Consider the following 23,910-nt stretch of genomic DNA (forward strand, 5'->3'; position numbering starts at 1 on the left):
CACCTTACCGATTGGTAAGTTCTTGATATCGTCTGAGGACGAGAGAGTGTCGTCGAACGGAGTGGTCATGTCGGGCGGAACCAAGCGTCTGCCGCGCGCGGTGCGCGAGCAACAGATGCTCGACGCCGCCGTCAAGGTGTTCTCGCAGCACGGTTTCCGCGAGACGTCGATGGACGCCATCGCCTCCGAGGCGCAGATCTCCAAGCCGATGCTGTACCTGTATTACGGCTCCAAGGACGAGCTCTTCAGTGCCTGCATCGCCCGGGAGTCCGGGCTGTTCATCGACGCGATGAGCGTCGGCTTCGACCCCTCGCTGTCGCAACGCGAGCAGGCCGTCACGGTGATCCGCGAGTTCCTCCGCTTCGTGCACGAACACCGCCAGTCGTGGCGCGTGCTCTACCGTGTTGCCATCGGCACTGCCGGCTTCGCCGGCATCGTCTCCGAGAGCCGGCAGCGCGTCACCGAGATGGTCGCCGAACTCATCAAGGCGGGCACCACTGTCGAGGGTGCGAGTGATCTCGACTTCGAACTGACCGCCGTCTCGATCGTCGGCGCCGCGGAAGCCGTGGCCGACCGCATCACCGAGGGCGACGTCGACCTCGAGAAGGCGACCAACCTGCTCGTCGGCATCACCTGGCGCGGCCTGAAGGGCGTCGGTACCGACATCTGAGGACCCCTGCTCCCTGAGGTGCGAGGTGTGCGGGTTGCCCCTGCTCCCTGAGGTGCGAGGAGCGCAAGCGACGAGCCTCGAAGGGCCGCTCACTCAATCCGTTCCCGCTCACCGAAATCCGGTGAGCGGGAACGGAGTATGTGAGCGAAAGCCCCTCAGCCCTCCCGCGTGGTCGCGGTGAGGTGCGGGAATCCCTTGCGACGATCCCGGATCGAGATGTCGAAGTCGCCCGCGCCGCCGGTGCGGCGGGCGTAGAGGTTCACCTTCGCGGGCAGCAGGATCGGCTTGCCGAAGCGAACGTCGTACGTCACCGCGTCTGGCAGCTGGGCCTCGATGTTGGCGACGGCTGCTGCCGCACTCCACATCCCGTGCGCGATCGCCTTCGGGAACCCGAAGGCCTTGGCCGGCAGGTTGCCCATGTGGATGGGATTGCGGTCACCCGACGCGGCCGCGTACTCGCGGATTCGCTTCAGGTCGACGGCCAGGATCGCGTCCGGCGGTGGTGGCGTCTTCGACTTCGGTTCCGGACCGCGCGGCTCGTCGGACAGGCTGGTGCGCTGCTGCTTGAGGAACGTCGCCGTCTGGGTGGTGACCAGTTCGGACCCGACGCGTACCTCGCTGACGACGTCGATCAGGATGCCCTTGCGGTGCTCCCGCAGGTTCTCCGCATGCGTCACGATGTCGAGCGGCTCGCCCACCTCGATGGGTCGCTTGCGTTCGATGGTGTTGGTCATGTGGACCGAACCGACTGCGCCGAACGGGAATTCGTCGGAGGTCATCAGCTTCATGGTGACCGGGAACTGCAACACGAACGGGTACGTCAGCGGCAGGGTGTCGCCGAACCGCTGCCCGGTGGCGTGGCAATACGCCTGCAGGGCAGCCGAATCGACCCGGATGCCGTCCAGTCGGTAGCGGGTGTCCGGGGCGACGGCGTCGGCCGCGACACGCGGCGGCTTGCCGATCCCGGGCAGCAGCGCGGTGACCGCCTTGCCGTACAGCTCGGCGGTGCCGGGTGCGGCGGGGAGGGTGATCGTCTTCGCCATCAGGCCCCCAGGAATCCCTGGCCGCACACGCGGACCACGTTGCCGGTGATGGCATTGCTCGCCGGGTTGGCGAAGTAGGCCACGGTCTCGGCGACGTCGACGGTCTGACCGCCCTGCTGCAGCGAGCTCATGAGACGCCCGGCCTCGCGGGTGGCGAGCGGGATCGCCGCGGTCATCTTGGTCTCGATGAAGCCGGGGGCGACCGCGTTGATGGTGATGCCCTTCTCGGCCAGGATCGGCGCGTAGGCGTCGACCAGCCCGATGACGCCGGCCTTGGAGGCGCCGTAGTTGGTCTGGCCGCGGTTGCCGGCGATGCCGGCGATCGACGACACGTCGACGACGGCGCCGCCCTCGCGCAGCGCGCCCTTCTCCAGCAGCGTCTCGACGAGGGTCTGCGGTGCGATGAGGTTGACCGCGATCACCGCGTCCCAGCGGGAGTCATCCATGTTGGCCAGCAGCTTGTCGCGGGTGATGCCGGCGTTGTTGACGATGATGTCGACGCCGCCGTGACGCTCGAGTGCGTGCTCGGCGAGCTTGGCGCCCGCGTCCGGGGCGGTCACGTCGATCGGGAACGCCGTGCCGCCGACCTTGTTGGCGGTCTCCGACAGTGCGTCACCGGCTTGCGGGATGTCGGCCGCGATGACGTGGGCGCCGTCGCGCGACAGCACCTCGGCGATGGTGGCGCCGATGCCGCGCGCTGCACCGGTGACCACGGCGACCTTGCCCTCGAGGGGCTTGTCCCAGTTCTTCGGCGCGGTGGCGTCGGCCCCGCCTACTCGGATGACCTGGGCGTCGACGAAGGCGGACTTGGCCGACAGGACGAAGCGCACGGTCGACTCCAGGCCGGTCAGTCCGGTCTTGGCGTCGGGCGACACGTAGACGAGCTGGACCGTCGAACCCTTCAGGAGCTCCTTGCCCAGCGAACGCGTGAAGCCCTCGAGAGCACGCTGCGCGACACGCTCGGACGGGTCGGTGACCAGCTCGGGCGTGGTGCCGATGACCAGGAAGCGCGCGCACGGCGCGGTCGAGCGCATGGCGGGCTGGAAGAACTCGAAGAGCTGACGGAGCTCGGCGGGGGAGGTGATGCCGGTCGCGTCGAAGACCAGACCGCCGTACTTGTCGGCGCTGCGGCCGGTGGTGGCGTTCTGGATGAGGTCATAGTCGTCGGTCGAGAGCATCTCCCGAAGCGGTTCGACGAGCCGTCCCGATCCGCCGAGCAGTACCGGACCCGGCAACGCGGGCTCGGACGCCTTGTAGCGCCGCAGCGGCGGCGGGACGGGGAGTCCGGCCTGTTTCGCGATGAAAGCGCCCGGCGCGGAATGGACGAAGCTCGAGTACAGGCCAGTGTTTCCGTTGGCGGCCACGTTGATCTCCTCTGACTGTCGTTCGACAACGAACTTACTGATGAGTAAGAATACGCTATAGATACCGCACACGACCCTTGGGAGATCGACGTGGCCGAACAGTCCAACCCCACCGCGAACAAGTCCGCAGCGAAGACATCGGCCGGGAGCAAGCCGGCCCAGCCGAAGGGCCGCACCGAACGCCCGGTCGCGATCCTCGGCGGCAACCGCATCCCGTTCGCCCGCCAGGACAAGGCGTACGCGACGGTCAGCAACCAGGAGATGTTCACCGCCGCCCTCGACGGACTGGTGAGCCGGTTCAACCTGCAGGGTGAGCAGCTCGGCATGGTCGCAGGCGGCGCGGTGCTCAAGCACGCCCGTGATTTCAATCTCATTCGCGAGTCGGTGCTCGGTTCGGCCCTGTCCCCGTACACGCCGGCCTTCGACATCCAGCAGGCGTGCGGCACCGGCCTGCAGGCCATCACCACCGTCGCCGACGGCATCGCGCGCGGCCGCTACGACGCCGCGATCGGTGGCGGCGTCGACACCACCTCCGACGCCCCGATCGCCGTGGGCGAGGGCCTGCGTCGCCAGCTGCTGCAGGTCAACCGTTCGCGCAGCACCAAAGACCAGGTCCTCAACGCCGCGAAGCTGCTCACCAAGCTCGGCATCGAGATCCCGCGCAACGGCGAACCGCGCACCGGGATGTCGATGGGCGAACACGCCGCCATCACTGCCAAGGAGTTCGGCGTCAAGCGCGCCGACCAGGACGAGCTGGCCGCCCGCAGCCACCAGAACATGGCGGCCGCCTACGACGTCGGCTTCTTCGACGACCTGATCACCCCGTTCATGGGCCTCACTCGCGATCAGAACCTCCGCGGTGACTCGACCGCCGAGAAGCTCGCCAAGCTCAAGCCGGTCTTCGGTGTTTCGCTCGGTGACGCGACGATGACCGCGGGCAACTCGACCCCCCTCACCGACGGTGCGTCGACGGTTCTGTTGGGCAGCGACGAGTGGGCCGCCGAGCGTGGCCTGCCGGTCCTCGCGTACTTCGTGGACAGCGAGACCGCGGCGGTCGACTACGTCAACGGTCCGGACGGCCTGCTCATGGCACCGACCTACGCGGTGCCGCGCCTGCTGGCCCGCAACGGACTCACCCTGCAGGACTTCGATTTCTACGAGATCCACGAGGCGTTCGCGTCCGTCGTGCTGGCCACGCTGCAGGCCTGGGAGTCCGAGGAGTACTGCAAGGAGCGCCTCGGGCTGGACTCCGCGCTGGGCTCGATCGACCGCAGCAAGCTCAACGTCCACGGTTCCTCGCTGGCGGCCGGGCACCCGTTCGCGGCCACCGGTGGCCGGATCGTGGCGCAGGCGGCGAAGCAGATCAAGGAGAACGGCGGCGGTCGCGCGCTGATCTCGATCTGTGCCGCCGGCGGCCAGGGCGTCACCGCGATCATCGAAGGCTGATCTCCACCTCGGCGATTTCGCCACGAGACCGGGGTCGATTGAGGCCGGATCTCACGAGCTGGGACGGATCTGCGACACATCCGCTGATCCGTCTCGGTTTCGTGGGACGAAACCGGGCACTTCGTCACATATTCGACAGAAACCGGCGTCCGGGAATGCCCTCAGCCGAAAAATAGCGTAAACATGTGTATAGCTCCGGCTGCGCTGTCAGACCCCCGACCCGACAGCTCGGCCGGAGCGCCTACGTTTCCGACCGTGGTTCTGCGGCCATCCACCCACTGGCCCAGCTGGCAGCCGTGATGGATGGAGTTGTGACCCCAGGCGCACGACGAGCCCGCCATGCCCTACGCGCTGTGCTGGCCCTCGTCGCCGTCATCACGCTGGTGCTCGCCGCCGAATTCGTCGTCACGCGCTCCGACTCCGCACGGAATGCCACCATCGGTGGCGTCGACGCGGGAGGCCGAGACTCCGCCGAACTGGCCCCCGTGCTCGACGAGCTGACCGCTCGTTCCGAACGGCCCGTGATCCTGCGCACGCCCGAGGGCTCCACCGAGGTCCCTGCCTCCGACCTCGGTCTCGCCTTCGATGTCGATGCGACGCGTGCGCGCCTCCTCGAGCAGCCCCGCAATCTGCTCACCCGGCTGGCCGCGCTCTTCGGCTGGGACCATGACGTCGAGCCGGTCGTCACCCTCGACCGTCGTGCCATGGACACCACCCTCGACGCCCAGCGCAAGGCCTTGGAGAAGGCTGCGGTCGAAGGTGGCGTGCATTACGACGGCACCAGGCCCATCGGAGATCAGCCGGCGAAGGGGGAACGCATCGCCCGGGATGCGGCGGCCGCGACACTCGTCGACCGCTGGCTCGACGGCGCGCCCATCGACCTGCCGATGGAACCGTTCTCGCCGACCGTCAGCCCCGAGGTCGTCGCCGCGACGGTCGCCGGACCGGCCGAGCGCGTGACATCCGCGCCGATGCGCCTGGTCGATCGCCGGAAACGGACGGTCGAGGTTCCCGCAGGCGACCTTGCCGCGATGTTGACCTTCGGTCCCGACGGCCGCGGCGGGCTCGTTCCCCGCGCCGACGAGCCCACAGCCCGGAAGATCCTCGCGCCCGACCTCGACGCCTCGCAACGTGCGCCGGTCGACGCGCGGTTCAGTCTCGCGAGTGGACGCCCGACCGTCGTGCCCGGGGTCGACGGCGCGTCGATCGACTGGCCCGAGACGCTCGACACGCTGGCGACGCGCGCGGCCGGCGAAGGGGGCGACCGGACGGTCGAGGTCGTCTACAAGGACGTGGAACCCCGTCTGACCACCGACGCCGCCCGCAAGCTCGGCGTCCGCGAACTGATCAGCGAGTACACCACCGGGGGCTTCTCCAGCGCATCGGGCGAGAACATCCGACTCGTCGCCGAGGAGGTCGACGGCGCGCTGGTTCTGCCGGGAAAGGTGTTCTCGCTCAACGGACACACCGGTCCGCGCGGTACGGCGCAGGGGTATGTCGACTCGACGATCATCGACCACGGTCGAGCGTCGACCGCGGTCGGCGGCGGCATCTCCCAGTTCGCGACGACTCTCTACAACGCCGCCTATTTCGCGGGCCTCGAAGATGTCGATCACACGGAGCACGCGTACTACATCTCGCGGTACCCGGAGGCGCGCGAGGCGACGGTGTTCGAGGGGGCAATCGACCTCAAGTTCCGCAACAACACCCGCCACGGAGTACTGATCGAGACCTCGTGGTCGCCCTCGGCGGTGACCGTCAAACTGTGGGGCACGAAGGCTTTCGAGGTGGAGTCGATCACCGGCGAACGTTTCGCCACCACCGAACCGCAGCGCGTGCGGGTCCCGCGGGGCGACGACTGCATCCCCAGCAGCGGCAGCAAGGGCTTCACCACGTCGGACACCCGCGTCATCAAGGACGCTCGCACCGGTCGGGAGATCAACCGGGCCACCCGGACCGTGCGGTACGCGCCCGAACCCATCGTGAAGTGCGTCTGACCCGACCGGGTGGTTTCGCGGGGGGCTTTACCGAACGATAGATCGCTCGATAGGCTCCGACTCGTGGATATCAACGGAGCTAGTGCAATCGTCACAGGTGGCGCGTCGGGTATCGGCGCAGCTGCGGCTCGCCAGCTGGCGGCCAAGGGTGCGAAGGTCGTCGTCGCCGACCTCAACGCAGACAAGGGTGAGGAACTCGCCAAGGAGATCGGCGGCAAGTTCGTCGCCGTCGACGTGACCTCGACCGAACAGATCGAAGCCGCCATCAACGCGGCCACCGAACTCGGCCCGCTGCGTGCGCTGGTCAACTCGGCCGGTATCGGCTGGGCGCAGCGCACCATCGGCCGCGACGGTGAGTTCGGTTCGGCACACAACCTCGACGCGTACAAGAAGGTCATCGCGATCAACCTGATCGGCACCTTCGACTTCATCCGCCTCGCCGCCACCGCGATGAGCCGCAACGAGCCGCTCGACGCCCACGGCGAGCGCGGCGCGATCGTCAACATGGCCAGCGTCGCAGCCTTCGACGGTCAGATCGGGCAGGCCTCGTATTCGTCGTCCAAGGGCGGTGTCGTCGGCATGACCCTGCCGGTCGCACGTGACCTGGCCGCGGTCGGCATCCGCGTCAACACCATCGCACCCGGCCTCATCGACACCCCGATCTACGGTGAGGGCGAGGCCGCCGACGCGTTCAAGGCCAAGCTCGGCGAGTCGGTCCTGTTCCCGCATCGTCTCGGCGCACCCGACGAGCTCGCCTCGATGGTCGTCGAGCTCGTCACCAACAGCTACATGAACGCAGAGGTCATCCGCGTCGACGGCGGCGTCCGGCTGCCACCGAAGTAGTTTCGATCCGACACGATCCCAGCGCACCCATCACCAGACCGGTGGTGGGTGCGCTGTCTGTTGGGTGCGCTGTCTGTTCACCAGTTGTTGTTGCGTGAAAGAACTTTCATTCACGCCTCATGGAGGTGTCACGCCGGCGCCCGATAGTTGTCGCCATGGACGTGACGCACCCGACCGACCGACTTCTCGAACACGCGGGGCCGGTGACGATGTACGCAACGCGTCCACCTGCGCGCCCGGTGGTGCCACCACCGCCACGACGCAGCCTCCGGGACACCATCGGTGGAGTGTTATCGCCCTGGGCGGCAGCAGGTCTCGTCGTCGTGACGGTGGCCGGCGTGTTCGTCGGCCGTGCCGGGTGGTCGGGGGAGTTGTCGGCCGACGCCGTCGTCACCCTGCTCGTGTTCCTGTTCGCGGTGTGGGCATGGATCTTCTCGCCCCTCGACGACACCTACGTCGCCCTGGGTGGTGGCGCCGCCCTTGTCGTCTTCGGGATTCTCGACGCGAACACCTTCGCGGGGACTCTCGGTTCAGGTGTGATCTGGCTTCTCATCGGCGCTTTCGTGATCGCCGCCGCGGTCACCGCATCGGGTCTGTCGGCGCGGTTGTCGGCGCGGGTGGTGCGCCGAGCCCGGACACCCCGTCAACTGGTGCACCTCATCACCGCGGCGCTGCTGCTGACCACCTTCGCGATCCCGGCGACGTCCGGCCGTGCGGCACTCGCCCTCCCGATCTTCCTCGCGCTCGCCGCGGTACTGCGCGACCGGCCGCGCCTGGTGTTGTGCCTCGCGCTGGTCTTCCCTCTGGTGATCTTGTTCTCCGCGGTCGGCTCCCTGCTGGGCGCCGGGGCGCACCTCATCACCGCTGAGATCGTCTCGGCGGCAACCGGTACGACCATCGGGTTCCTGCACTGGGCGGTGCTCGGCGTTCCGCTGGCGATCGTCTGGTCGCACCTCGCGGCAGAGGCGGCGTTGTGGACGATGACCGACCACGACGAACGGGCGCGACGACTCTGCGTGCCGGCGAGCGCTTTCGAGTCGACCGGTGCGCCGACCTCCGGACCGCTCACGGTCGCACAACGACGGGTTCTGATCATTCTCGGCGTCGTGGTGGCGCTCTGGTGTTCCGAACCGTGGCACGGCATCGACCCGGCGATCGTCGCGGTGCTCGGTGCGCTGGCCGCATCCGCGCCTGCGGTCGGGGCGACGACCCTGGGCGCGGCACTGAAGACCATTCCCTGGACACTGCTGCTGTTCATGGCCGCCACCCTCGCTCTCGGGATGGCCCTCGACTCCAGTGGCGCTGCGGAGTGGTTGGCGGATCAGGCTTTCGGCTCCATCGCCGAGACCGGCCCGCGGGCCGCGATGGTGTTCGTGGTGGTGTCGGCGACAGTGTCGTTGCTCGCCCACCTGGTGGTCCAATCCCGTTCGGCCCGTTCGGCCGTCCTGATCCCGATCATCGTGGTCACGGCCCCGGTCGTCGGGGTGAACCCGGTCGCCGCCGCCTTCCTGTCCACGGCGGCCGCTGGCTTCTGCATCACGCTGACGAGCTCGGCCAAACCGGTCGCCATGTTCGCCGTGAGCGCCGATGTGCCGGGTTATCAACCGCGCCATCTGCTCCGGATGTCGGCGTTCCTCGCGCCGGTGTCGCTGGCGCTGCTGATTGTCTTCGCATGCTGGGTGTGGCCCCACCTCGGGCTTCCCCTCCTGTCGTCCTGACCGTCCAACCCGTGCTGGGTATCGGTGTCCGACAAAGAGTGCCGAGCTCCGATTCGCGTTCCATCTCGTCCCTCATCCCCGTCCGATCGATCAACTGGAGTCACGATGTCTGTCCGAGTTCCGCAACGAATCCTGGTCGCTCCGAGTGGTTTCAAGGAGAGCCTCGACGCCGTGTCGGTGGCCACGGCCATCGCCGCGGGGGTTCGACGCACGCTCCCCGGGGTGCGCGTCGACATCGCGCCCATCGCCGACGGCGGTGAGGGAACGGCACGCATCCTGGCCGCCGCGGGCAACGGTCGGCTCCACGAGGTGACCGTCAGCGGCCCCACCGGTGAACCGGTGCAGTCGCATTGGGCCGAGGTGGGCGTCGGTCGGAACCGCATCGGGGTCGTCGAGATGGCTGCCGCCGCGGGACTGTCCCTCGTCCCGGCGGGACAGCGCGACCCCGGGGCCACCACCACCTTCGGTGTCGGGCAACTCATCGCGGCGGCACTCGATGCCGGAGTGTCCGCGATCCTCGTCGGCTGCGGAGACTCGGGTACCTGCGACGGCGGCGCCGGTGCGCTGCAGGCCCTCGGGGCGCGGGTCCTGGATCGTGACGGGCACGAGATCGGCCGCGGTGGTAACGAACTCGCACGCGCGGCGTCGCTGGACCTGACCGCTCTGCATCCCCGCCTACGCGAGACCGAGATGGTGATCGCGGGCAATCCGCACAACGTTCTCACCGGACCGAACGGTGTCGCACGGGTCTTCGGACCGCAGAAGGGCGCCACGCCCGCACAGGTCGACGCGCTGTCATCGGCGCTCGACGTCTGGGCGGGCATTCTGCAACGAGATGGCCTGCCCGACATCGACTATCGCCACGGATCGGGTTCCGGAGCGTCGGGCGGCCTGGGGGCGGGACTCGCCGCGATCGGCGGAATCCTGCGATCACGGTTCGACGCCCTGCTCGATTCCGGCCTCTCGGGCATCGACCTCGATCATCGGATCGGCAAGGCCGACCTCGTCATCACGGCCGAGGGTTCCATCGACTTCCAGACCCCACACGGAAAAGTGCCCGCCGAGGTCGCCCGACGCGCTCAGCTGCGGGGTGTGCCGGTGGTCGCGCTCGCAGGTTCACTCGGGCACGGTGCGCCGTCGGTCCACGATGTCGGGATCGGCGCGATCGCCTCGATCATCGCGGTCCCCATGCCGTTGTCCGAGGCCGTCGCCAACGGGGAGAAGCTCCTCGCCGACGCCGCCGAACGGACCATGCGGATGATCCTCCTCGGCGCGGCGGTGTCCGCCCGGGCGGGACAACGGAAGCGGAAGAAGGCCGTCTGACCGCAGACCCACCGCCGTTGGACAGATCCACCCGTCTCGACCGGGCGGGTCCGTCCAACGGTGGTGGGTTAGTACACGGTTGAGAGGGCCAACGTCGTCGTACTGGCACCCTCGCCGGATACAGATCCCCCAATCGGTCGAATGAGACCCGGATCCGAAACCACTTTCTGATTCACGCACGCGACAACGGTCTTGCCAATACGTTGGCGGGGTGGAGCTTCGAGAGCTGTCCAAGGGTGGAAACGTGTCCGTCGACGAGGTCGCCGGTGAGAACTCACCGCGACTGAGGGTAGTCATCCAGACAGAAGCCCCGGCTGGCAAGGAGATCGGACTCGATGCCGGAATACTCATTCTCGGTGACGACGGGCAAGTGCGGTCCAACGACGATTTGATCTTCTACAACCAGCCCACGGGAGTGGGGGGCGCGGTGAGGCTCGTCTCGGCTGACGACGAGGCGAAGAGCGCGGACGAGTCGTTCCGGCAGCGGGACGCGGTGGAAGTCGATCTTGCACGCATTCCCGATTCGGTTGCCCGCATACTTGTCACGGCCAGCACCGACCCTCGCACGGACGCAAGGTTCGGAGACGCGGCACTTGTCAACATGTACGTCGCTCACGCAGACCAGCCAGATGCTCCGTTTGTCGTCCACGCGATGGAGGGACTGTCCTCGGAACGCGCGTTGATCTTCGGCGAGATCTACCGGCGGCACGACACTTGGAAGATCCGAGCGGTCGGCCAGGGGTACGACGGAGGCCTCGAGGCCTTGGTTTCCGACCACGGAATCGAGGTCGACGACACAGCGTCACCCGACGGCAGCCTGGATTCGCCTGGTGAAGACGAGGAACCGGACACGGAACAGAACGTTGCCGAGTCGGTCCCTGACGCAAGTTCGGCCGAGGCAGCTCTCGCCGCCGACACGGGGGTGCCGGGTGCCGACGACGCCGGGCAAGAAATTGCACGTCCACAGAGTGAGCCCGGTACAAAGGTCACGATCGGCCGAAAACGACGCCCGGCGCCGTTACCGAAAGACTGGGCGTCGAGAACTCTGGCGTATCTACCTCGACATGCTGAGTCGGAGTGGAAGCGGGCGCGCCTCTTTCCATCTGCGGGCATCAAGTCGGCCGCCGAACAAGAGATGCGCACGACGTCCATTCTGCTGGCCACAATGGAAATGGTCCCCGAGTTCGGCCGCGCGGTCCTCAGCCAGACCGGAGCGCCGCGAGGACGTATCGAGGCATTCACCGAAGTTCGATTCTCGATGTCCGGTGAGGAGGTGCGCCCGGATGGACTGATCAAGGTCAGCCGCGGCAGCAAGGTGTGGCGGGCGCTGGTCGAAGTGAAGACTGGTCGTGCGGAGTTGACCGGTGACCAGGTCGGAACCTACCTGAAACTGGCCAAGACCAAGTCGATGGACGCGGTGATCACGATCAGTGGCGATTTGATGGCGTCTCCCGACCTGCACCCCTTCGTCGTCGAGGCGAGGCCATCGAAGAACATTGCCCTCAAGCATCTTTCGTGGGAGGAGATCCTCGCCGAGGCGATGATCGTGCACGAGCATGTGGGGGTCGACGACAGGGTGCGAGCTCGTCTGCTGGAGGAACTCCTCTGGTACGCCGCCGACAGCCAGTCCGGCATGCGGACCTTCGACGACATGGGTAAGCAGTGGGTCAAGATCCGAGAAGCAGTGAAGAACAAGACCGTCGGTGCGTCAGACGATTCAACTTCGGACGTTTGCGATCGGTTTGATCGCCTGGCTCGCCACGTTGCGCTTCGCCTGAGCGCCCTCACCGGTCAGCGGGTGACTGCGCAGCCGCCGGCGAGTCGCGTGGATACGGTCAGTCGTGCTCGGCAACTGGCTGATTCAGGGGAGTTATTCGCGTTGTTGCGGGTGTCCGGAGCGGCGGGACCGGTGGCGATGCACGCTGATCTGGGCCGTGGGCGCATCGGCTGCTCGTTGAAGACCGCAGCACCGCGTGCAGGTCGAACCCAGACCAAGATCAACTGGCTGGTTCGTCAACTCGCCGACGCACCTGACGATCTGCGTATCACCGCCCATCACTCGGGTAGTCGGGTCGAGTCGACTGCGGCGTTGTTGAAGGACATTCACGCTGACGCAACTTCTGTCATGCCGACCGATGGCCGCGACATCCGCGAGTTCACCATCACCATGGAGTCGTCGATGGGCTCTAAACGGTCTGGCAGCGAGGGTGGGTTCGTGACTGCCATGGTTCTCCTGGCCACCACCTTCTATGCGGATGTGGTTGAGCGCGTCCGGTCTGGACGCGACGTCTGAATGACGGGACCGGTCTCGCCGACTCCGATCGGGTCGCGCTGACCGATGAACCTCGATTCGGCTGATGGACTTCGATCGAAGTCCATCGGTCGAGTTGAGGTTCGTCGGTGAGTCTGATCCGCGGGCGTCCCCGTCGGGAACAGATCCAACGGTGGATACGGTGGTCGTGGATCGCGCGGTTCGGGATAGTCTTCGCGGCGTGACCAATTCGCCATATCAGTCGGGGGATCCGCGATTCGGAGCACAACCCCCACCCAGGCAGTATCCCCCGCACCCGGGCTTCCAACCGCCGACTCACACGTACGGGGCTCAGCCTCCGTACGGTGGCCCGATACCGGGAGGCATGTACCCACCGGGACCGCCGTTCCCGCCGCCACGGAGGAAGAAGCGCACCTGGTTGTGGGTCTCGCTCGGCGCCGTGGGCCTCGTGGTATTCGCATTGGGGGCATTCGGCGTGCAGCGCCTGGTGGATTCAGTGCCCTCCAGTCCCCGGCTGTTCAACAGCGATGACGTCGCCGTCGGCGAGTGCATTCAGGTGTCGGTCCGCGATGGATACCTCGATGCCGAGCGAGTGTCCTGTCGAATCAAGGAGTTTCACCTGGTTGTCGCTGACAAGGTGGTGAACGAACCGGACTGCGGACCGGAATATTCGAGATATTGGTTCGTCAATGCGCGGCCGGGGACTAGCTTGGTGCTTTGTGTGGCGCAGGTGTATCAACAGGGTCGGTGCTATTACGAACCGAGCGCGGTCGGTGGGACATCGCTGGCCGAGATACGAGAGATAGATTGCGACAAGCCGGTACTGAAGCCTGGGGCGACCAACTTCCGCGTCGACACGAAGATCTCGCGAAAACCCACATGCGATCCCGGCCAGGGCCAGTACTACGTGCCGAAACCGACTCCTGCCGGTTACTGCATCAGTCTCCTCGAGTGATCGATTCTCCGCAGGGGGATCGACTCGATGTCCAGAGACGCATGGTGCCGCCGCTGACCGATGGACTTCAGTCCGACCGATGGACTTCGATCGAAGTCCATCGGTCGAGTTGAGGTTCGTCGGTGGACTGAACGCAGGATGCGGTGCCGGTAGTCTTCGCGCGTGACCAACTCGCCATATCAGCCGGGGGACCCGCGATACGGGCCGCAACCACAACCCGGGCAGTACCCACCGCAGGGCGGGTTCCCGCCGCCGAACCAGCCCTACGGACAGCCGCCGAACCAGACGCCGTACGGCGCGCCGCCGCCGTATCCGGGTCCGGTGCCGGGCGGGACGTACCCGCCCGGGCCACCGTTCCCGCCTCCGCCGAAGAAGAAGCGGACGGGACTCTGGGTCACGCTGGGGATCGTCGGCGCGTTGTTGTTGATCGTGGTGGTCGGCGGGGTGGCGAGGGTCGTGATCGGGGCGGCTCAGGGCGGGAGCGCAGTTCAGGACACCACCGACGTCGCGGTGGGGGAGTGCATCGTGGTGACTGCCGAGCCGGACACGCTCGAGGCCCGGGAGGTGTCCTGCGCGGACACGGGCTTCCACTATGTGGTGGCGGACAAGGCGATCACCCAGGGACTGTGCGGTCCCAACTACTCCCGGTTCTGGATCGCCGGCGAGGACGGCGCTCTCTGCCTGGCGCAGGTCTATCAGGAGGGGCGTTGCTACTTCCTGCCCACCGCGACGGGTGGCAACGCACTCGCCGAGACGCGCGAGATCGAGTGCGGGTCACCGGTTTCCGGAGGGACGAACATCCGCGTCGACTCGAAGACGTCGGCGGAGCCGCAGTGCACGGACTCCGACGGGACCTACTTCGCGGAGAAGCCCCGGCCCGTCGGTTACTGCTTCAGTCTCGTCGAGTGAGAGTCTGACCAGCGGCAAACCCACCACGAATGGACAAACGCACCCCCGATTCGAGGGTGCGTTTGTCCATAGGTGGTGGGTTTGCGTGGGGCCTGATCAGAAGGCCGCTTCGTCGAGCTCCATGATGTCGTTGTCGATGTTCTCGACGGTGACGCGGACCGAGGTGAGCAGCGGCAGCATGTTCTTAGCGAAGAAGCTGGCCACTGCGACCTTGCCCTCGTAGAAGGACTTGTCGGCATCGGTGGCGCCGTTGTCGAGTGCGGCGAGGGCCACCTCGGACTGGCGGAGGAGCAGCCAGCCGATGAGGAGGTCGCCGACGGACATGAGGAAGCGGACCGATCCGAGGCCGACCTTGTACAGCTCCGCCGAGTTCTCCTGTGCCGCCATCAGATCGTTGGTCAGCGACGCTGCCATTCCCTGGACGTCGTCGAGGGCCGTCTTCAGCAGAGCGCGCTCGGTCTTGAGCCGGCCGTTGCCCGCCTCGGAGTCGATGAAGCTCTGGATCTGGCCGGCGACGTGAGCGAGGGCCTGGCCCTTGTCGCGGATGATCTTGCGGAAGAAGAAGTCCTGCGCCTGGATGGCCGTGGTGCCCTCGTAGAGCGAGTCGATCTTGGAGTCGCGGATGTACTGCTCGATCGGGTAGTCCTGCAGGAAGCCCGAGCCGCCGAGGGTCTGGAGCGACTCGTGACCGAGGGTGCCGTAGGCGCGCTCGGAGCCGACGCCCTTGACGATCGGGAGCAGCAGATCGTTGACCCGGTGCGCCATCTCGGCGTCGGCGCCGGAGACGATCTTCGCGGCGGCGACGTCCTGGTGCGACGCGGTGTACAGGTAGATCGCGCGCAGACCCTCGGCGTAGGCCTTCTGGGTCATCAGCGAGCGGCGGACGTCCGGGTGGTGGGTGATCGACACGCGCGGTGCGGCCTTGTCGGTCATCTGGGTCATGTCCGCACCCTGGATGCGCTCCTTGGCGTACTCGAGAGCGTTCAGGTATCCGGTCGACAGGGTCGAGATGGCCTTGGTGCCCACCATCATTCGTGCGTGCTCGATGACGTCGAACATCTGCGCGATGCCCTTGTGGACCTCGCCGACGAGCCAGCCCTTGGCGGGGGTGCCGTGCTGCCCGAAGGTGACCTCACAGGTGGCCGACGCCTTGATGCCCATCTTGTGCTCGACGTTGGTGACGAAGACGCCGTTGCGCTCGCCGAGTTCGCCGGTCTCGAAGTCGAAGTGGAACTTCGGCACGAAGAACAACGACAGACCCTTGGTGCCCGGTCCGGCACCCTCGGGGCGCGCGAGCACGAGGTGGAAGATGTTCTCGGTCATGTCCTGATCGGCCGAGGTGATGAAGCGCTTGACGCCGTCGATGTGCCAGGAGCCGTCCTCCTGCTGGACGGCCTTGGTGCGGCCGGCGCCGACGTCGGAACCGGCGTCGGGCTCGGTCAGCACCATGGTGGCGCCCCAGCCGCGCTCGGAACAGATGGCTGCCCACTTCTTCTGCTCGTCGGTGCCGTTGTCGTAGAAGATGTTCGAGAAGCCCGCACCGGCGGCGTACATGAAGACCGGCGGGTTGGCGCCCAGGATCATCTCGCCGATGGCCCAGTACAGCGAACGGGGAGCGGGCAGGCCACCGAGCTCCTCGGCGATGCCGATCTTGTCCCAGCCGCCTTCGACGAGTGCGTTGTAGGACTTCTTGAACGACTCGGGGATCGTCACCGTGTGGTTGTCGGGGTCGAAGACCGGCGGGTTGCGATCGGCCTCGACGAAGGACTCTGCGATCGGGCCCTCGGCGAGCGCGCGGACCTCGCGCAGCATGTCGACGGCGGTCTCGTGGTCGAGGTCACCGAAGTCGCCCGCTTCGAGTACCTTGTCGAGCTCGAACAGTTCGAAGAGGTTGAACTGCAGGTCGCGCATGTTGCTCTTGTAATGGCCCATCGTGGTTCCTTATCTGGTGTGGCCGTGTGCGTTGGCGTCCTCGATCCGGTCCGATCGCGTCGCTGGGTGCGCGTACCGGCCGGGCGAGGCGGCTGTTCGGCTCGAGCTAAGTTACTCGCCGGTAACCCCCAGAATAGACCCATCCTCGCGCCGGGGCAATCGGGGAATGTGTGATCTGCGCCCCGAGGCCGATGTCACCCCCGGTATCGCACAACGGGCTACATGTCGGCCCGATGTGCGCTGCAATGAGGCATGAGCAGATCCCTGAGCGGCACCGTTCGGGCCGGCATGGTCCTCATCGCGATTCTCGGCCTGGCAGCCGGTCTGCTGGTGAGCGTCGCCCCGGCCGACGCCGCGCCCAAGCCGGCGTGGAACGGGGTGTACTCGCTCAAGAGATTCGCCGCAACAAAGACCGGGACCAGCCTCGCGGCACGGCAACGGGAACCCGACTTCGCCGACGACTACACCTTCGTCACCGAGTGTCTTCGCAGCAGATGTACCGCCACCGTGGTGGGTGGGCCGAAGCCGGCGAACCCGACATTGCCCCAGCCGCCGCGGTACACCTGGCAGAACGGGGCCTGGGTCCATCGCTACAGCTGGCAGTGGGACTGCTGGCAAGGGGTCGGGGTGCCCAAGGTGTGGCGGCCGGCGCGGTCGGTCGCCACCTACAAGCCGCAGAGCGACGGAACCCTCAAGGGCGTGTGGCGGACGACGATCTACGGCGGGCCCTGCCGGGGAACGGTCGTCATGAACGTTGCCGCCTACCCGGTCCGGTGACGTGACGGGCTACAGCGACTCGCGAAGGTAGGCGAGGTCGTCAGGGATCCCTCCGGCAGGTGTCTCGAGGATGACCGGCGCATCGGCCGCCTCGGCGACCGCCACCAGCACCTCCGGGTCGATGTGGCCGGAAGCCAGGTTGGCGTGCCGGTCGCGTCCGGAGTCGAACTCGTCGCGTGAATTGTTGAGGTGCACCAGGTCGATTCGGCCGGTGATCTGGCGGACGCGTTCGACGAGTCCGACCAGGTCTTCGCCGCCCGCCCACGCGTGACAGGTGTCGAGGCAGAAGCCGGCCTGGTCGAAGTCGCCGACCGCCTCCCACAACCGATCGATAGCCTCCAGGGTGCGCGCCATCGCGTGGTCGCCGCCGGCGGTGTTCTCGATCAGGATGGGGACGCCGAAGCCGCCTTTGTCGACCTGGCGGTCGAAGAGCTTGCGCCAGTTGGCAAATCCCTCGGCGCTGTCCTCGCCGTCGCGCAGGTGGCCGCCGTGCACGACCAGACCGAACGCACCGAGTTCCGCGGCGGCTGCCGCCTGCTGTTCGACGGCCTTGCGTGACGGCATGCGGAGTCTGTTGTTCAGGCTCGCGACGTTGATCTGGTAGCTCGAGTGCACGACGACGTCGATGTCGGAGTCCCGGAACTCGGCCGCCCGCGGATTGGGCTGTGGCTTCTTCCAGCTCTGGGGATCTGTGACGAACATCTGGAAGACGTCGATGCCGAGTTCTTCGGCCGTGGCCAATGGGTCGGCGTCCTCGCGAAGATGTGCTCCGATGCGCATGCGACAACGATAGTGGCCGCCACCGACGGACCGGAATGCCCGTCGCCGGGTCGGGAACGCGCCGCGGCGGTCAGCGCGGGCAGCGGCTCACTCGCCGACGCACGGTTCGGTCTCGATGGTGATCGGCACGCCGGGCGCGATCAGCAGGCGGCACGGGGCGGCGCTGTCGTGATAGAGGTTCAGCCACTCGTGGCCGCGGGTGCCGTCGGCGTAGACCGCGTCGAGCGTGCGGTTGAGTCGAGCCTCGGCCTCCTTGTTGATGATGTAGCGCTGGTCGCCGTAGCGCAGATAGCGATTGGGCACCGGACCTCCTTCGAACGATGGTCCCAGTGTGATCCACAACACGCCGCCCGGCGAGCTGTCCGGTGAAAATCGGTCATACACCCCAGCCCAGGACCGAGAATCCGTCAGCGCCGGGACGCCCGAACGCGACATGCCTGGCTGTCGCGGCGGGTGGCGGACAACAGATGGCCATTACACTGACGGCAGGTTAAGTGGGTGGTTGCCCTGCGGGGTGTGACGGGCGGGATTGTGTCGGGTGAGTGTCGACGAGACGGTGGGCGTCCCGCAACCGGGCCGGCCTTCCGGGCGCGGTGAGCGCGAGACCACGAAAACGACCGCCGCGAAGACGCCCGATGCAGCGTCCGCAGCCGAGCATGCGAGCCCCGGGTCCGGCGAGGTCGATCCGCCGGAGATGTCCCCGGTCGTCGACGATCTGGCCGCGGCCGCCGAGATGGAATCCGACCCCGAGAGTCGCCGCGACCTGACGATGGTCCGCCGCATCGCGATCGGGGCCTGGGTCGTCCTCATGGCGGTCCACGTCGCGCTCTACGGCCTCGCCTTCGACCGCACGCGCCTGATCATCCTGATGTGCCTGGGTCTCGCGGCCGCCTGTATCGGCCGGCGCAAGTTCATCACGATCCTGATCGACTGGGCGCCGTTCGCCCTGATCCTCATCCTCTACGACTGGACGCGCGACGTCGCACGCATCGTCGACATGCCCACCCACTGGCATCTGGCGATCGACTTCGACGCATGGCTGACCGGCGGGGTCAATCCCACCGCCTGGCTGCAGGAGCACCTCAAGCAGGCGAGCCCGCCCTGGTGGGAGGTCATCGTCAGCGTCGTCTACATGTCGTACTTCATCGTCCCGTACGCGGTCGCCGCGGTGCTGTGGCTCAAGGACCGATCGGCTTGGCGTCGGTACGCGGCGTGTTTCGTGGCCACCACGTTCCTCGCGCTGGTCGGTTACACCCTCGTCCCCGGGGCGCCACCGTGGGCGGCCGCACGATGCACCTCGGTGGAGGTCCAGGACTTCCCGCGCGACCCGATCTGCATGTACTCCGAAGAGGCGAAGGAACCGGGCGGACTCCTGGGTCCGCTCGACAACGCGTATCCCGACGCCAATCCCTACGTCGAACGCATCTCCGCGCGCGGATGGGGCTTCTTGAACATCCACGCCGCGTCGAATCTGGTGGAGGTCGGGCAGGGCAAGTCCAACCTGGTCGCGGCGATCCCCTCACTGCATGCGGGACTGACGATGCTGCTCGCGCTCTTCATGTGGCCGCGGGTGAAAGCGCTGGGCAAGACACTGTTCATGGGTTACGCCTTCGCGATGGCATTCGCGCTCGTCTACACCGCCGAGCACTACATCTTCGACATCGTCCTCGGGTGGGCGCTGGCGGCCGCGGTGGTGGTGACGTACCGGATCATCGACCGACAATGGTTGATCCCTCGACAGAAACGCCTGGCCGAAGAGGCTGCCGCGAGAGAGGCCGAGGACTCCGAGGCCCCACGCGCCGACGGTGTCGCGGCGTCGACCAGCGCGCCCTGACCTCGTAACCTGGACGCCGTGAGCCGAGCCCGAGACCGCCGCACGGCCGTGCGACGCCGCGGCCCGGTGTTCGTGCTCACCGTGTTCGTGCTCAGTGTCGCGGTGATGCTGATGCACACCGTCATGTCGGGGCATGTGGGATCACCCGCATCGGCGGGGTCGCTCAACGCACATGAGAGTCGGGGCCACCCGACGGCGCACCCCGATGCCGCGCATCACCCCGGTCCCGCGCATCACCCCGGTCCCGAGTCGACCGCCGCGTCGATGACGTCGGCTCCCGAGATGTCAGCCGCCGACGACTGCGGCGAGCACATGCACGACTGTGTCTTCACCCGTGCGGCAGGCGTCGACCTGCCGGCCGTGATCCTGGTGCTGCTCGTTTGGGCGCTCGCCGTGTTCCCACGGGTCGCCGACACGGTTCGACGCCGCACCACCGTCCTGGGCCGCCCGCCTCCGTGGGCGATGTTCTCCCACTTGCAGTTGCAGGTGATCCGCTGCTGAGGAGACCTCGGGCGAACCGAACGGTTCGCCATGTCGTCTTCTCCCATCGCCGGCCGGCGCTACGACGCGGCCGGAACTCTCAGCAGCAAGGAAAGCGAATCATGCACGAAAACAACTCAGTTCGACGCCGCGCGGTAGCCGGATTCGGCCTGGCCGCAGTCGCGGTCATCGCCGTCGCCGGATGTTCTCCCGACGAGGAGCCGGCCGGCAACACGGCCGGCGCATCGCAATCCGTTGCGTCGGTCAGCCCATCGGAGTCGCCGGCGTCGAAGCACAACGAGGCCGACGTCGAATTCACCTCGACGATGATCGGGCATCACCGCCAGGCCGTGATGATGTCCGGACTCGTGGAGGGGAGAACCGACAACGCGGAGCTGATCGCGCTCGCCTCGTCGATCGAGAGGGCGCAGAACACCGAGATCACCGAGATGGAGAATCGACTCGAGTCCTGGGGTGTCGACTCCCCCGATATGGGTGACATGGGCGGCGGTCACGGTGGACACGACGACATGCCCGGTATGTTGTCGGCGGATCAGATGACGGCACTGCGGAACTCGAAAGGCGCGGCGTTCGACACGCTGTGGCTCGAAGGGATGATCCGGCACCACGAGGGCGCGATCGCGATGGCCGATGCCGTACTCGCCGACGGTGTCGATCCGGCGACCAAAGCGCTTGCGGCGGAGGTCAAGAAGGCGCAGCAGCCCGAGATCGAGCAGATGAACGGCATGCTCGGCCGGAGCTGAGCGGGCCCGAATGACGTCGGGGCGGTTCTCTCGGACTCGCCGGAAGAACCGCCCCGATGTCGGGAGTCGGTGCGGTCAGCCGCGCCGTAGCGGCAGCCGCATCAGGTACACCTGGTACCCGATCGAGATGGAGTAGGTGAAGTACAGGGTGCTGCCCTTCGACCACGGGTGGATGTAGGGCGCGTAACCGGTGTACGGATCGACCGACGGTGCGACGATCTCGCCGGAAGTCCAAGGGCCCCAGGGGCTGTCGGCTGTACGCAGGGTCACGCCGACGTCCTGGCTCGCCAGCGAGATGTACTTGCCGAGGTAGTCGTTCCACTGCACCGACAGCTCGCCGGTGGGTGCGCCCATCACGGGCGTGGCGGCGTCGGGATTGTTCGGGACCCAGCGGCCGTAGGAGAAATACTCCCATTTGCCGAGCTTCTCGATGTCCTTCTCGTTCACACGCGCGAGATACACACCGCCCCAACGGCCGTCGGGGGTGCCGTAGTAGTAGACGGTCTTGCCGACCTTGAGGAAGGCGCCCATCTGGAACTTCTTGTTGCCGCCGCCGTTGGGCCGGAAGGCGTTGGCCGACCGCCAGTTCTCGCCGTTGTCGTCGGAGACGACGAGGCCGGCCCAGTTGGTGGTCCAGATCCCTGGCGAGTCCCAGCGTTTGACCGACATGACGGTCATGTACTGCTTGCCGTTGGCCGCGACGCCGGCGGTCGGGATGATCGTGACCTCGTGGCGGACGTTCGGCTTCAGCAGACGCTTGGCGTGTCCGGGACGGCCCGCATGTGAGGTGAATGTCATGCCGTCGTTGAGATGCCGGTCGGTGCTGCGGAGCAGCACGTTCGACCGCCAGTAGAAGAGCTCGCCGTAGAGCAACGACCATCCGTTGAACGACTGCGTGTCGCCGAAGGCCGTGAGGATCTCACCGCGCCCGTTGTCCCACATCACACCGAGGTCGGTGCCGACGATGTTGAACCGTCCGATGGTGTCGTTCATCGCGAACGGGCCGGTCAGCCGGTTGACGATCGTCGCAGGTCCGGCCGCATGTCGGGCGGCATGGGCAGGTGAGGCGGCGAGGGTTGTCGTCATTGCCAGGGCGAGTACGGAGACGACAAGACCCAGGAACAGCCGTGAGAGGCGCCGTGTCATGGCCGTGACCTTATCAAGACCTGAGAGACATGTGTGAGGTGCGTTACGGTGCTTCGCGCCGCTAAGAAGTGAAGCGAGCTCAGGCTTCTCGGTAACGCTCCGAGGTGTCGACGGTGGTGAAGTCGATCTGTGCCGCCGCGTTGTTCACCGCCGTCACGAGGGCGGTACCGAACATGCCGTCGGCGTCGTAGAGGCCCGCGTTGCTGACCGAGACCCCGTCGTCCTCGACGTGGACGTCGGCCTCGACGCCGACCCGCTCACCGCGCGGCAGCCGGCTGATCGCCACGGTGAGGTCGCAGTTGATGAACCCGATGCCGGTGGTGCCCCAGTTCGAGACCAGGCTCGCCGACTCGGCGCTGACCACCGCACGCTGGAACGGGGTCGGTTGCTCACCGACGACGATCGGGGCGGCCCGGGTCCACATCCTCTTGCGGTGCCCGTTCTGGTGCTTCGACATGTCCTTCTCCCAGTGGCCGACGCTGTCCTGCGCGTCGTCGGACGCGAACCTGGGGGAGAGGTCGTCGGCCGTGGTGGCGGGAGGCCGGAAGGTGACCGACTCCGGCGACCGGTGCCACCGCTCGCCGGGCGGGTTGCTCGAGGTCCGGAGGAACACGGTGGTGCCGCGGGCGACGATCACCTCATCGGCGTCGACCGGATGCTGCACCACCTCGACGTCGACGACGCGGATGCGTCCGCCCGAGCGCACCGGACGGACCCGCGTTGAGGTGGTGATGTCGCGGGCGGCCTTGAACAGGTCGATGGTGCAGCGCGCCGGGACGAACTCGTCGTCGCCGTATTCCATCTCCACCGCTCGCGCCGCGAGCCCACAGACCGCCGGCCCGTTCAGCGTCCCGGGTGCCCACAGGCTCGCGGCGAATGTGGTCGGGCGGTACCGGAACTCGCCGGTGGGTGCGTCGATCGGTTCGAAGAACGCGATGTTGGTCATCGTTACTTATTACCTGCCTGCTCGGGAACGGGAGGAGGGCGGTCGGGTTTGTGCCGGGCCTGGGTGAATAGCGCGCCGAGGGCGCCGGGGACCGATAACCTCCGACCATGACTTTCGCCACGGTGTACACCAAGCACTTCCCGGACGAGTTGGTCGGCGCCGTCCGCAGCGCACTCATCGTCACCTCGATCGTCGGCATCGTGCTCGGCGTGATCGCGATCGTGTGGCCGGGCCCGACGATCGTCGTGGTCGCGATGCTGTTCGCGATCTCGCTGATCATCGCCGGGATCTTCCGCATCTACCAGGCGTTCGCGGCGTCGTTCCTCGGTACCGGAGCACGCGCGATGTTGGGCATCGTCGGCGCCATCGTCCTGCTGGCCGGTGTGATCGCACTCTTCAGCCCCGGCGACGCGGTGTGGCTGCTTGCGGTCTTCGTCGGCATCGGCTGGATCTTCCAGGGCGTCGCGGACCTGTACGCAGCGATCACCAAGTCGGGGCACAGCCCCACCTGGTTCCTGATCCTGTCCGGCATCGTCTCGGTGGGCGCAGGCATCGTGATGATGATCCTGCCGTCGTTCTCGCTCGGGGTCCTGGCGTGGGTCGGCGGCATCATGCTGGTCGCGCTGTCGATCGCCACCCTGCTGACACTGCCGAAGAAGGTGGAGCAGCCCACCCCGGGCCAGCCCGCCCCCGGTGAGCCCGCGATCTGAC

The 23,910-nt window shown here is 67.0% G+C and carries 21 protein-coding genes; 14 read left to right on the forward strand and 7 right to left on the reverse strand.

The genetic code is table 11. The features are described 5' to 3' along the window. Positions 1–67: 67 nt before the first annotated feature. A complete protein-coding gene (locus MAY35_RS20590) occupies positions 68–670 on the forward strand; it encodes a TetR/AcrR family transcriptional regulator (protein ID WP_238423147.1) in 603 nt (200 codons plus the stop codon). Positions 671–825: 155 nt separating this feature from the next. Here MAY35_RS20590 and MAY35_RS20595 read toward each other — a convergent pair whose 3' ends face one another. Together MAY35_RS20595 and MAY35_RS20600 are read right to left on the reverse strand one after the other, a co-directional pair. Next, entirely contained in the window at positions 826–1,713 is an 888-nt protein-coding gene (locus MAY35_RS20595; protein ID WP_238423148.1) for a MaoC/PaaZ C-terminal domain-containing protein, read from the reverse strand. Then, complete coding sequence (locus MAY35_RS20600; RefSeq protein ID WP_238423149.1) at positions 1,713–3,077, reverse strand: 3-oxoacyl-ACP reductase; 1,365 nt, start codon at positions 3,075–3,077, stop codon at positions 1,713–1,715. Before MAY35_RS20600 ends, MAY35_RS20595 begins: the two co-directional genes overlap by 1 nt. A gap of 90 nt (positions 3,078–3,167) precedes the next feature. Between MAY35_RS20600 and MAY35_RS20605 the strand changes: the two genes are divergently transcribed. The 8 genes from MAY35_RS20605 (at position 3,168) to MAY35_RS20640 (ending at position 14,540) form a co-directional block, all read left to right on the forward strand. Further along, positions 3,168–4,523, forward strand: a complete 1,356-nt coding sequence (locus MAY35_RS20605; RefSeq protein ID WP_308192480.1) for an acetyl-CoA C-acetyltransferase — start codon at positions 3,168–3,170, stop codon at positions 4,521–4,523. A gap of 299 nt (positions 4,524–4,822) precedes the next feature. Continuing rightward, on the forward strand, positions 4,823–6,520 hold the full coding sequence (locus tag MAY35_RS20610) for a VanW family protein (RefSeq protein ID WP_238423150.1): 1,698 nt from the start codon (positions 4,823–4,825) through the stop codon (positions 6,518–6,520). A 63-nt stretch (positions 6,521–6,583) separates the two neighbouring features. Beyond that, positions 6,584–7,363 (forward strand): SDR family NAD(P)-dependent oxidoreductase, encoded by a 780-nt coding sequence (locus tag MAY35_RS20615; protein WP_238423151.1) that lies wholly within the window; start codon positions 6,584–6,586, stop codon positions 7,361–7,363. Between the two features lie 155 nt (positions 7,364–7,518). Further along, positions 7,519–9,081, forward strand: a complete 1,563-nt coding sequence (locus MAY35_RS20620; RefSeq protein WP_238423152.1) for an SLC13 family permease — start codon at positions 7,519–7,521, stop codon at positions 9,079–9,081. A 105-nt stretch (positions 9,082–9,186) separates the two neighbouring features. Beyond that, positions 9,187–10,404 carry a glycerate kinase gene (locus MAY35_RS20625; protein WP_238423153.1) on the forward strand — a complete coding sequence of 406 codons (1,218 nt, stop codon included), beginning with the start codon at positions 9,187–9,189 and terminating at the stop codon, positions 10,402–10,404. Between the two features lie 244 nt (positions 10,405–10,648). Then, on the forward strand, positions 10,649–12,697 hold the full coding sequence (locus MAY35_RS20630) for a TerD family protein (protein ID WP_238423154.1): 2,049 nt from the start codon (positions 10,649–10,651) through the stop codon (positions 12,695–12,697). A 343-nt stretch (positions 12,698–13,040) separates the two neighbouring features. Further along, the gene (locus MAY35_RS20635; RefSeq protein ID WP_238423155.1) at positions 13,041–13,631 is read left to right on the forward strand and encodes a hypothetical protein; all 591 of its coding nucleotides are present in this window, start codon (positions 13,041–13,043) and stop codon (positions 13,629–13,631) included. Between the two features lie 162 nt (positions 13,632–13,793). Then, positions 13,794–14,540: a hypothetical protein gene (locus tag MAY35_RS20640; RefSeq protein ID WP_238423156.1), complete on the forward strand. Its 747-nt coding sequence runs from the start codon at positions 13,794–13,796 to the stop codon at positions 14,538–14,540. 96 nt (positions 14,541–14,636) lie between these two features. On the opposite strand, the gene MAY35_RS20645 is transcribed toward MAY35_RS20640, so the two are convergent. After that, the gene (locus MAY35_RS20645) at positions 14,637–16,472 is read right to left on the reverse strand and encodes an acyl-CoA dehydrogenase (RefSeq protein WP_238423157.1); all 1,836 of its coding nucleotides are present in this window, start codon (positions 16,470–16,472) and stop codon (positions 14,637–14,639) included. 288 nt (positions 16,473–16,760) lie between these two features. Here MAY35_RS20645 and MAY35_RS20650 point away from each other — a divergent pair, with 288 nt between their 5' ends. Continuing rightward, positions 16,761–17,249: a hypothetical protein gene (locus MAY35_RS20650; protein WP_308192482.1), complete on the forward strand. Its 489-nt coding sequence runs from the start codon at positions 16,761–16,763 to the stop codon at positions 17,247–17,249. A gap of 9 nt (positions 17,250–17,258) precedes the next feature. Here the strand turns inward: MAY35_RS20650 and MAY35_RS20655 are convergent, their stop codons facing one another. Together MAY35_RS20655 and MAY35_RS20660 are read right to left on the reverse strand one after the other, a co-directional pair. After that, positions 17,259–18,029 (reverse strand): deoxyribonuclease IV, encoded by a 771-nt coding sequence (locus tag MAY35_RS20655; protein ID WP_238423159.1) that lies wholly within the window; start codon positions 18,027–18,029, stop codon positions 17,259–17,261. Between the two features lie 87 nt (positions 18,030–18,116). Continuing rightward, complete coding sequence (locus tag MAY35_RS20660; RefSeq protein WP_086534359.1) at positions 18,117–18,332, reverse strand: hypothetical protein; 216 nt, start codon at positions 18,330–18,332, stop codon at positions 18,117–18,119. Between the two features lie 235 nt (positions 18,333–18,567). Here MAY35_RS20660 and MAY35_RS20665 point away from each other — a divergent pair, with 235 nt between their 5' ends. The 3 genes from MAY35_RS20665 to MAY35_RS20675 all read left to right on the forward strand — a co-directional run bounded on the left by MAY35_RS20665 (position 18,568) and on the right by MAY35_RS20675 (position 21,107). Continuing rightward, a complete protein-coding gene (locus MAY35_RS20665; protein ID WP_374237990.1) occupies positions 18,568–19,863 on the forward strand; it encodes a phosphatase PAP2 family protein in 1,296 nt (431 codons plus the stop codon). An 18-nt stretch (positions 19,864–19,881) separates the two neighbouring features. Continuing rightward, positions 19,882–20,364, forward strand: a complete 483-nt coding sequence (locus tag MAY35_RS20670; protein ID WP_238423160.1) for a hypothetical protein — start codon at positions 19,882–19,884, stop codon at positions 20,362–20,364. Positions 20,365–20,465: 101 nt separating this feature from the next. After that, the gene (locus tag MAY35_RS20675) at positions 20,466–21,107 is read left to right on the forward strand and encodes a DUF305 domain-containing protein (protein ID WP_238423161.1); all 642 of its coding nucleotides are present in this window, start codon (positions 20,466–20,468) and stop codon (positions 21,105–21,107) included. 75 nt (positions 21,108–21,182) lie between these two features. Here MAY35_RS20675 and MAY35_RS20680 read toward each other — a convergent pair whose 3' ends face one another. Both MAY35_RS20680 and MAY35_RS20685 read right to left on the reverse strand, forming a co-directional pair. Then, positions 21,183–22,253, reverse strand: a complete 1,071-nt coding sequence (locus MAY35_RS20680; RefSeq protein WP_238423162.1) for a DUF4185 domain-containing protein — start codon at positions 22,251–22,253, stop codon at positions 21,183–21,185. Between the two features lie 79 nt (positions 22,254–22,332). Beyond that, on the reverse strand, positions 22,333–23,199 hold the full coding sequence (locus MAY35_RS20685; protein WP_238423163.1) for an acyl-CoA thioesterase domain-containing protein: 867 nt from the start codon (positions 23,197–23,199) through the stop codon (positions 22,333–22,335). 107 nt (positions 23,200–23,306) lie between these two features. Between MAY35_RS20685 and MAY35_RS20690 the strand changes: the two genes are divergently transcribed. Further along, the gene (locus MAY35_RS20690) at positions 23,307–23,909 is read left to right on the forward strand and encodes an HdeD family acid-resistance protein (protein WP_238423164.1); all 603 of its coding nucleotides are present in this window, start codon (positions 23,307–23,309) and stop codon (positions 23,907–23,909) included. Position 23,910 lies beyond the last annotated feature (1 nt).

The sequence above is a fragment of the Gordonia sp. 'Campus' genome, from assembly GCF_022206305.1.
Lineage (GTDB): Bacteria > Actinomycetota > Actinomycetes > Mycobacteriales > Mycobacteriaceae > Gordonia.

Coding starts and splice junctions, on each gene's coding strand:
- MAY35_RS20680 (WP_238423162.1), bottom strand. CDS start 22,253: ATGACACGGCGCCTCTCACGGCTGTTCCTGGGTCTTGTCGTCTCCGTA.
- MAY35_RS20650 (WP_308192482.1), top strand. CDS start 16,761: ATGGTCCTCATCGCGATTCTCGGCCTGGCAGCCGGTCTGCTGGTGAGC.
- MAY35_RS20635 (WP_238423155.1), top strand. CDS start 13,041: ATGTACCCACCGGGACCGCCGTTCCCGCCGCCACGGAGGAAGAAGCGC.
- MAY35_RS20645 (WP_238423157.1), bottom strand. CDS start 16,472: ATGGGCCATTACAAGAGCAACATGCGCGACCTGCAGTTCAACCTCTTC.
- MAY35_RS20610 (WP_238423150.1), top strand. CDS start 4,823: ATGGATGGAGTTGTGACCCCAGGCGCACGACGAGCCCGCCATGCCCTA.
- MAY35_RS20655 (WP_238423159.1), bottom strand. CDS start 18,029: ATGCGCATCGGAGCACATCTTCGCGAGGACGCCGACCCATTGGCCACG.
- MAY35_RS20690 (WP_238423164.1), top strand. CDS start 23,307: ATGACTTTCGCCACGGTGTACACCAAGCACTTCCCGGACGAGTTGGTC.
- MAY35_RS20590 (WP_238423147.1), top strand. CDS start 68: ATGTCGGGCGGAACCAAGCGTCTGCCGCGCGCGGTGCGCGAGCAACAG.
- MAY35_RS20620 (WP_238423152.1), top strand. CDS start 7,519: ATGGACGTGACGCACCCGACCGACCGACTTCTCGAACACGCGGGGCCG.
- MAY35_RS20675 (WP_238423161.1), top strand. CDS start 20,466: ATGCACGAAAACAACTCAGTTCGACGCCGCGCGGTAGCCGGATTCGGC.
- MAY35_RS20685 (WP_238423163.1), bottom strand. CDS start 23,199: ATGACCAACATCGCGTTCTTCGAACCGATCGACGCACCCACCGGCGAG.
- MAY35_RS20595 (WP_238423148.1), bottom strand. CDS start 1,713: ATGGCGAAGACGATCACCCTCCCCGCCGCACCCGGCACCGCCGAGCTG.
- MAY35_RS20625 (WP_238423153.1), top strand. CDS start 9,187: ATGTCTGTCCGAGTTCCGCAACGAATCCTGGTCGCTCCGAGTGGTTTC.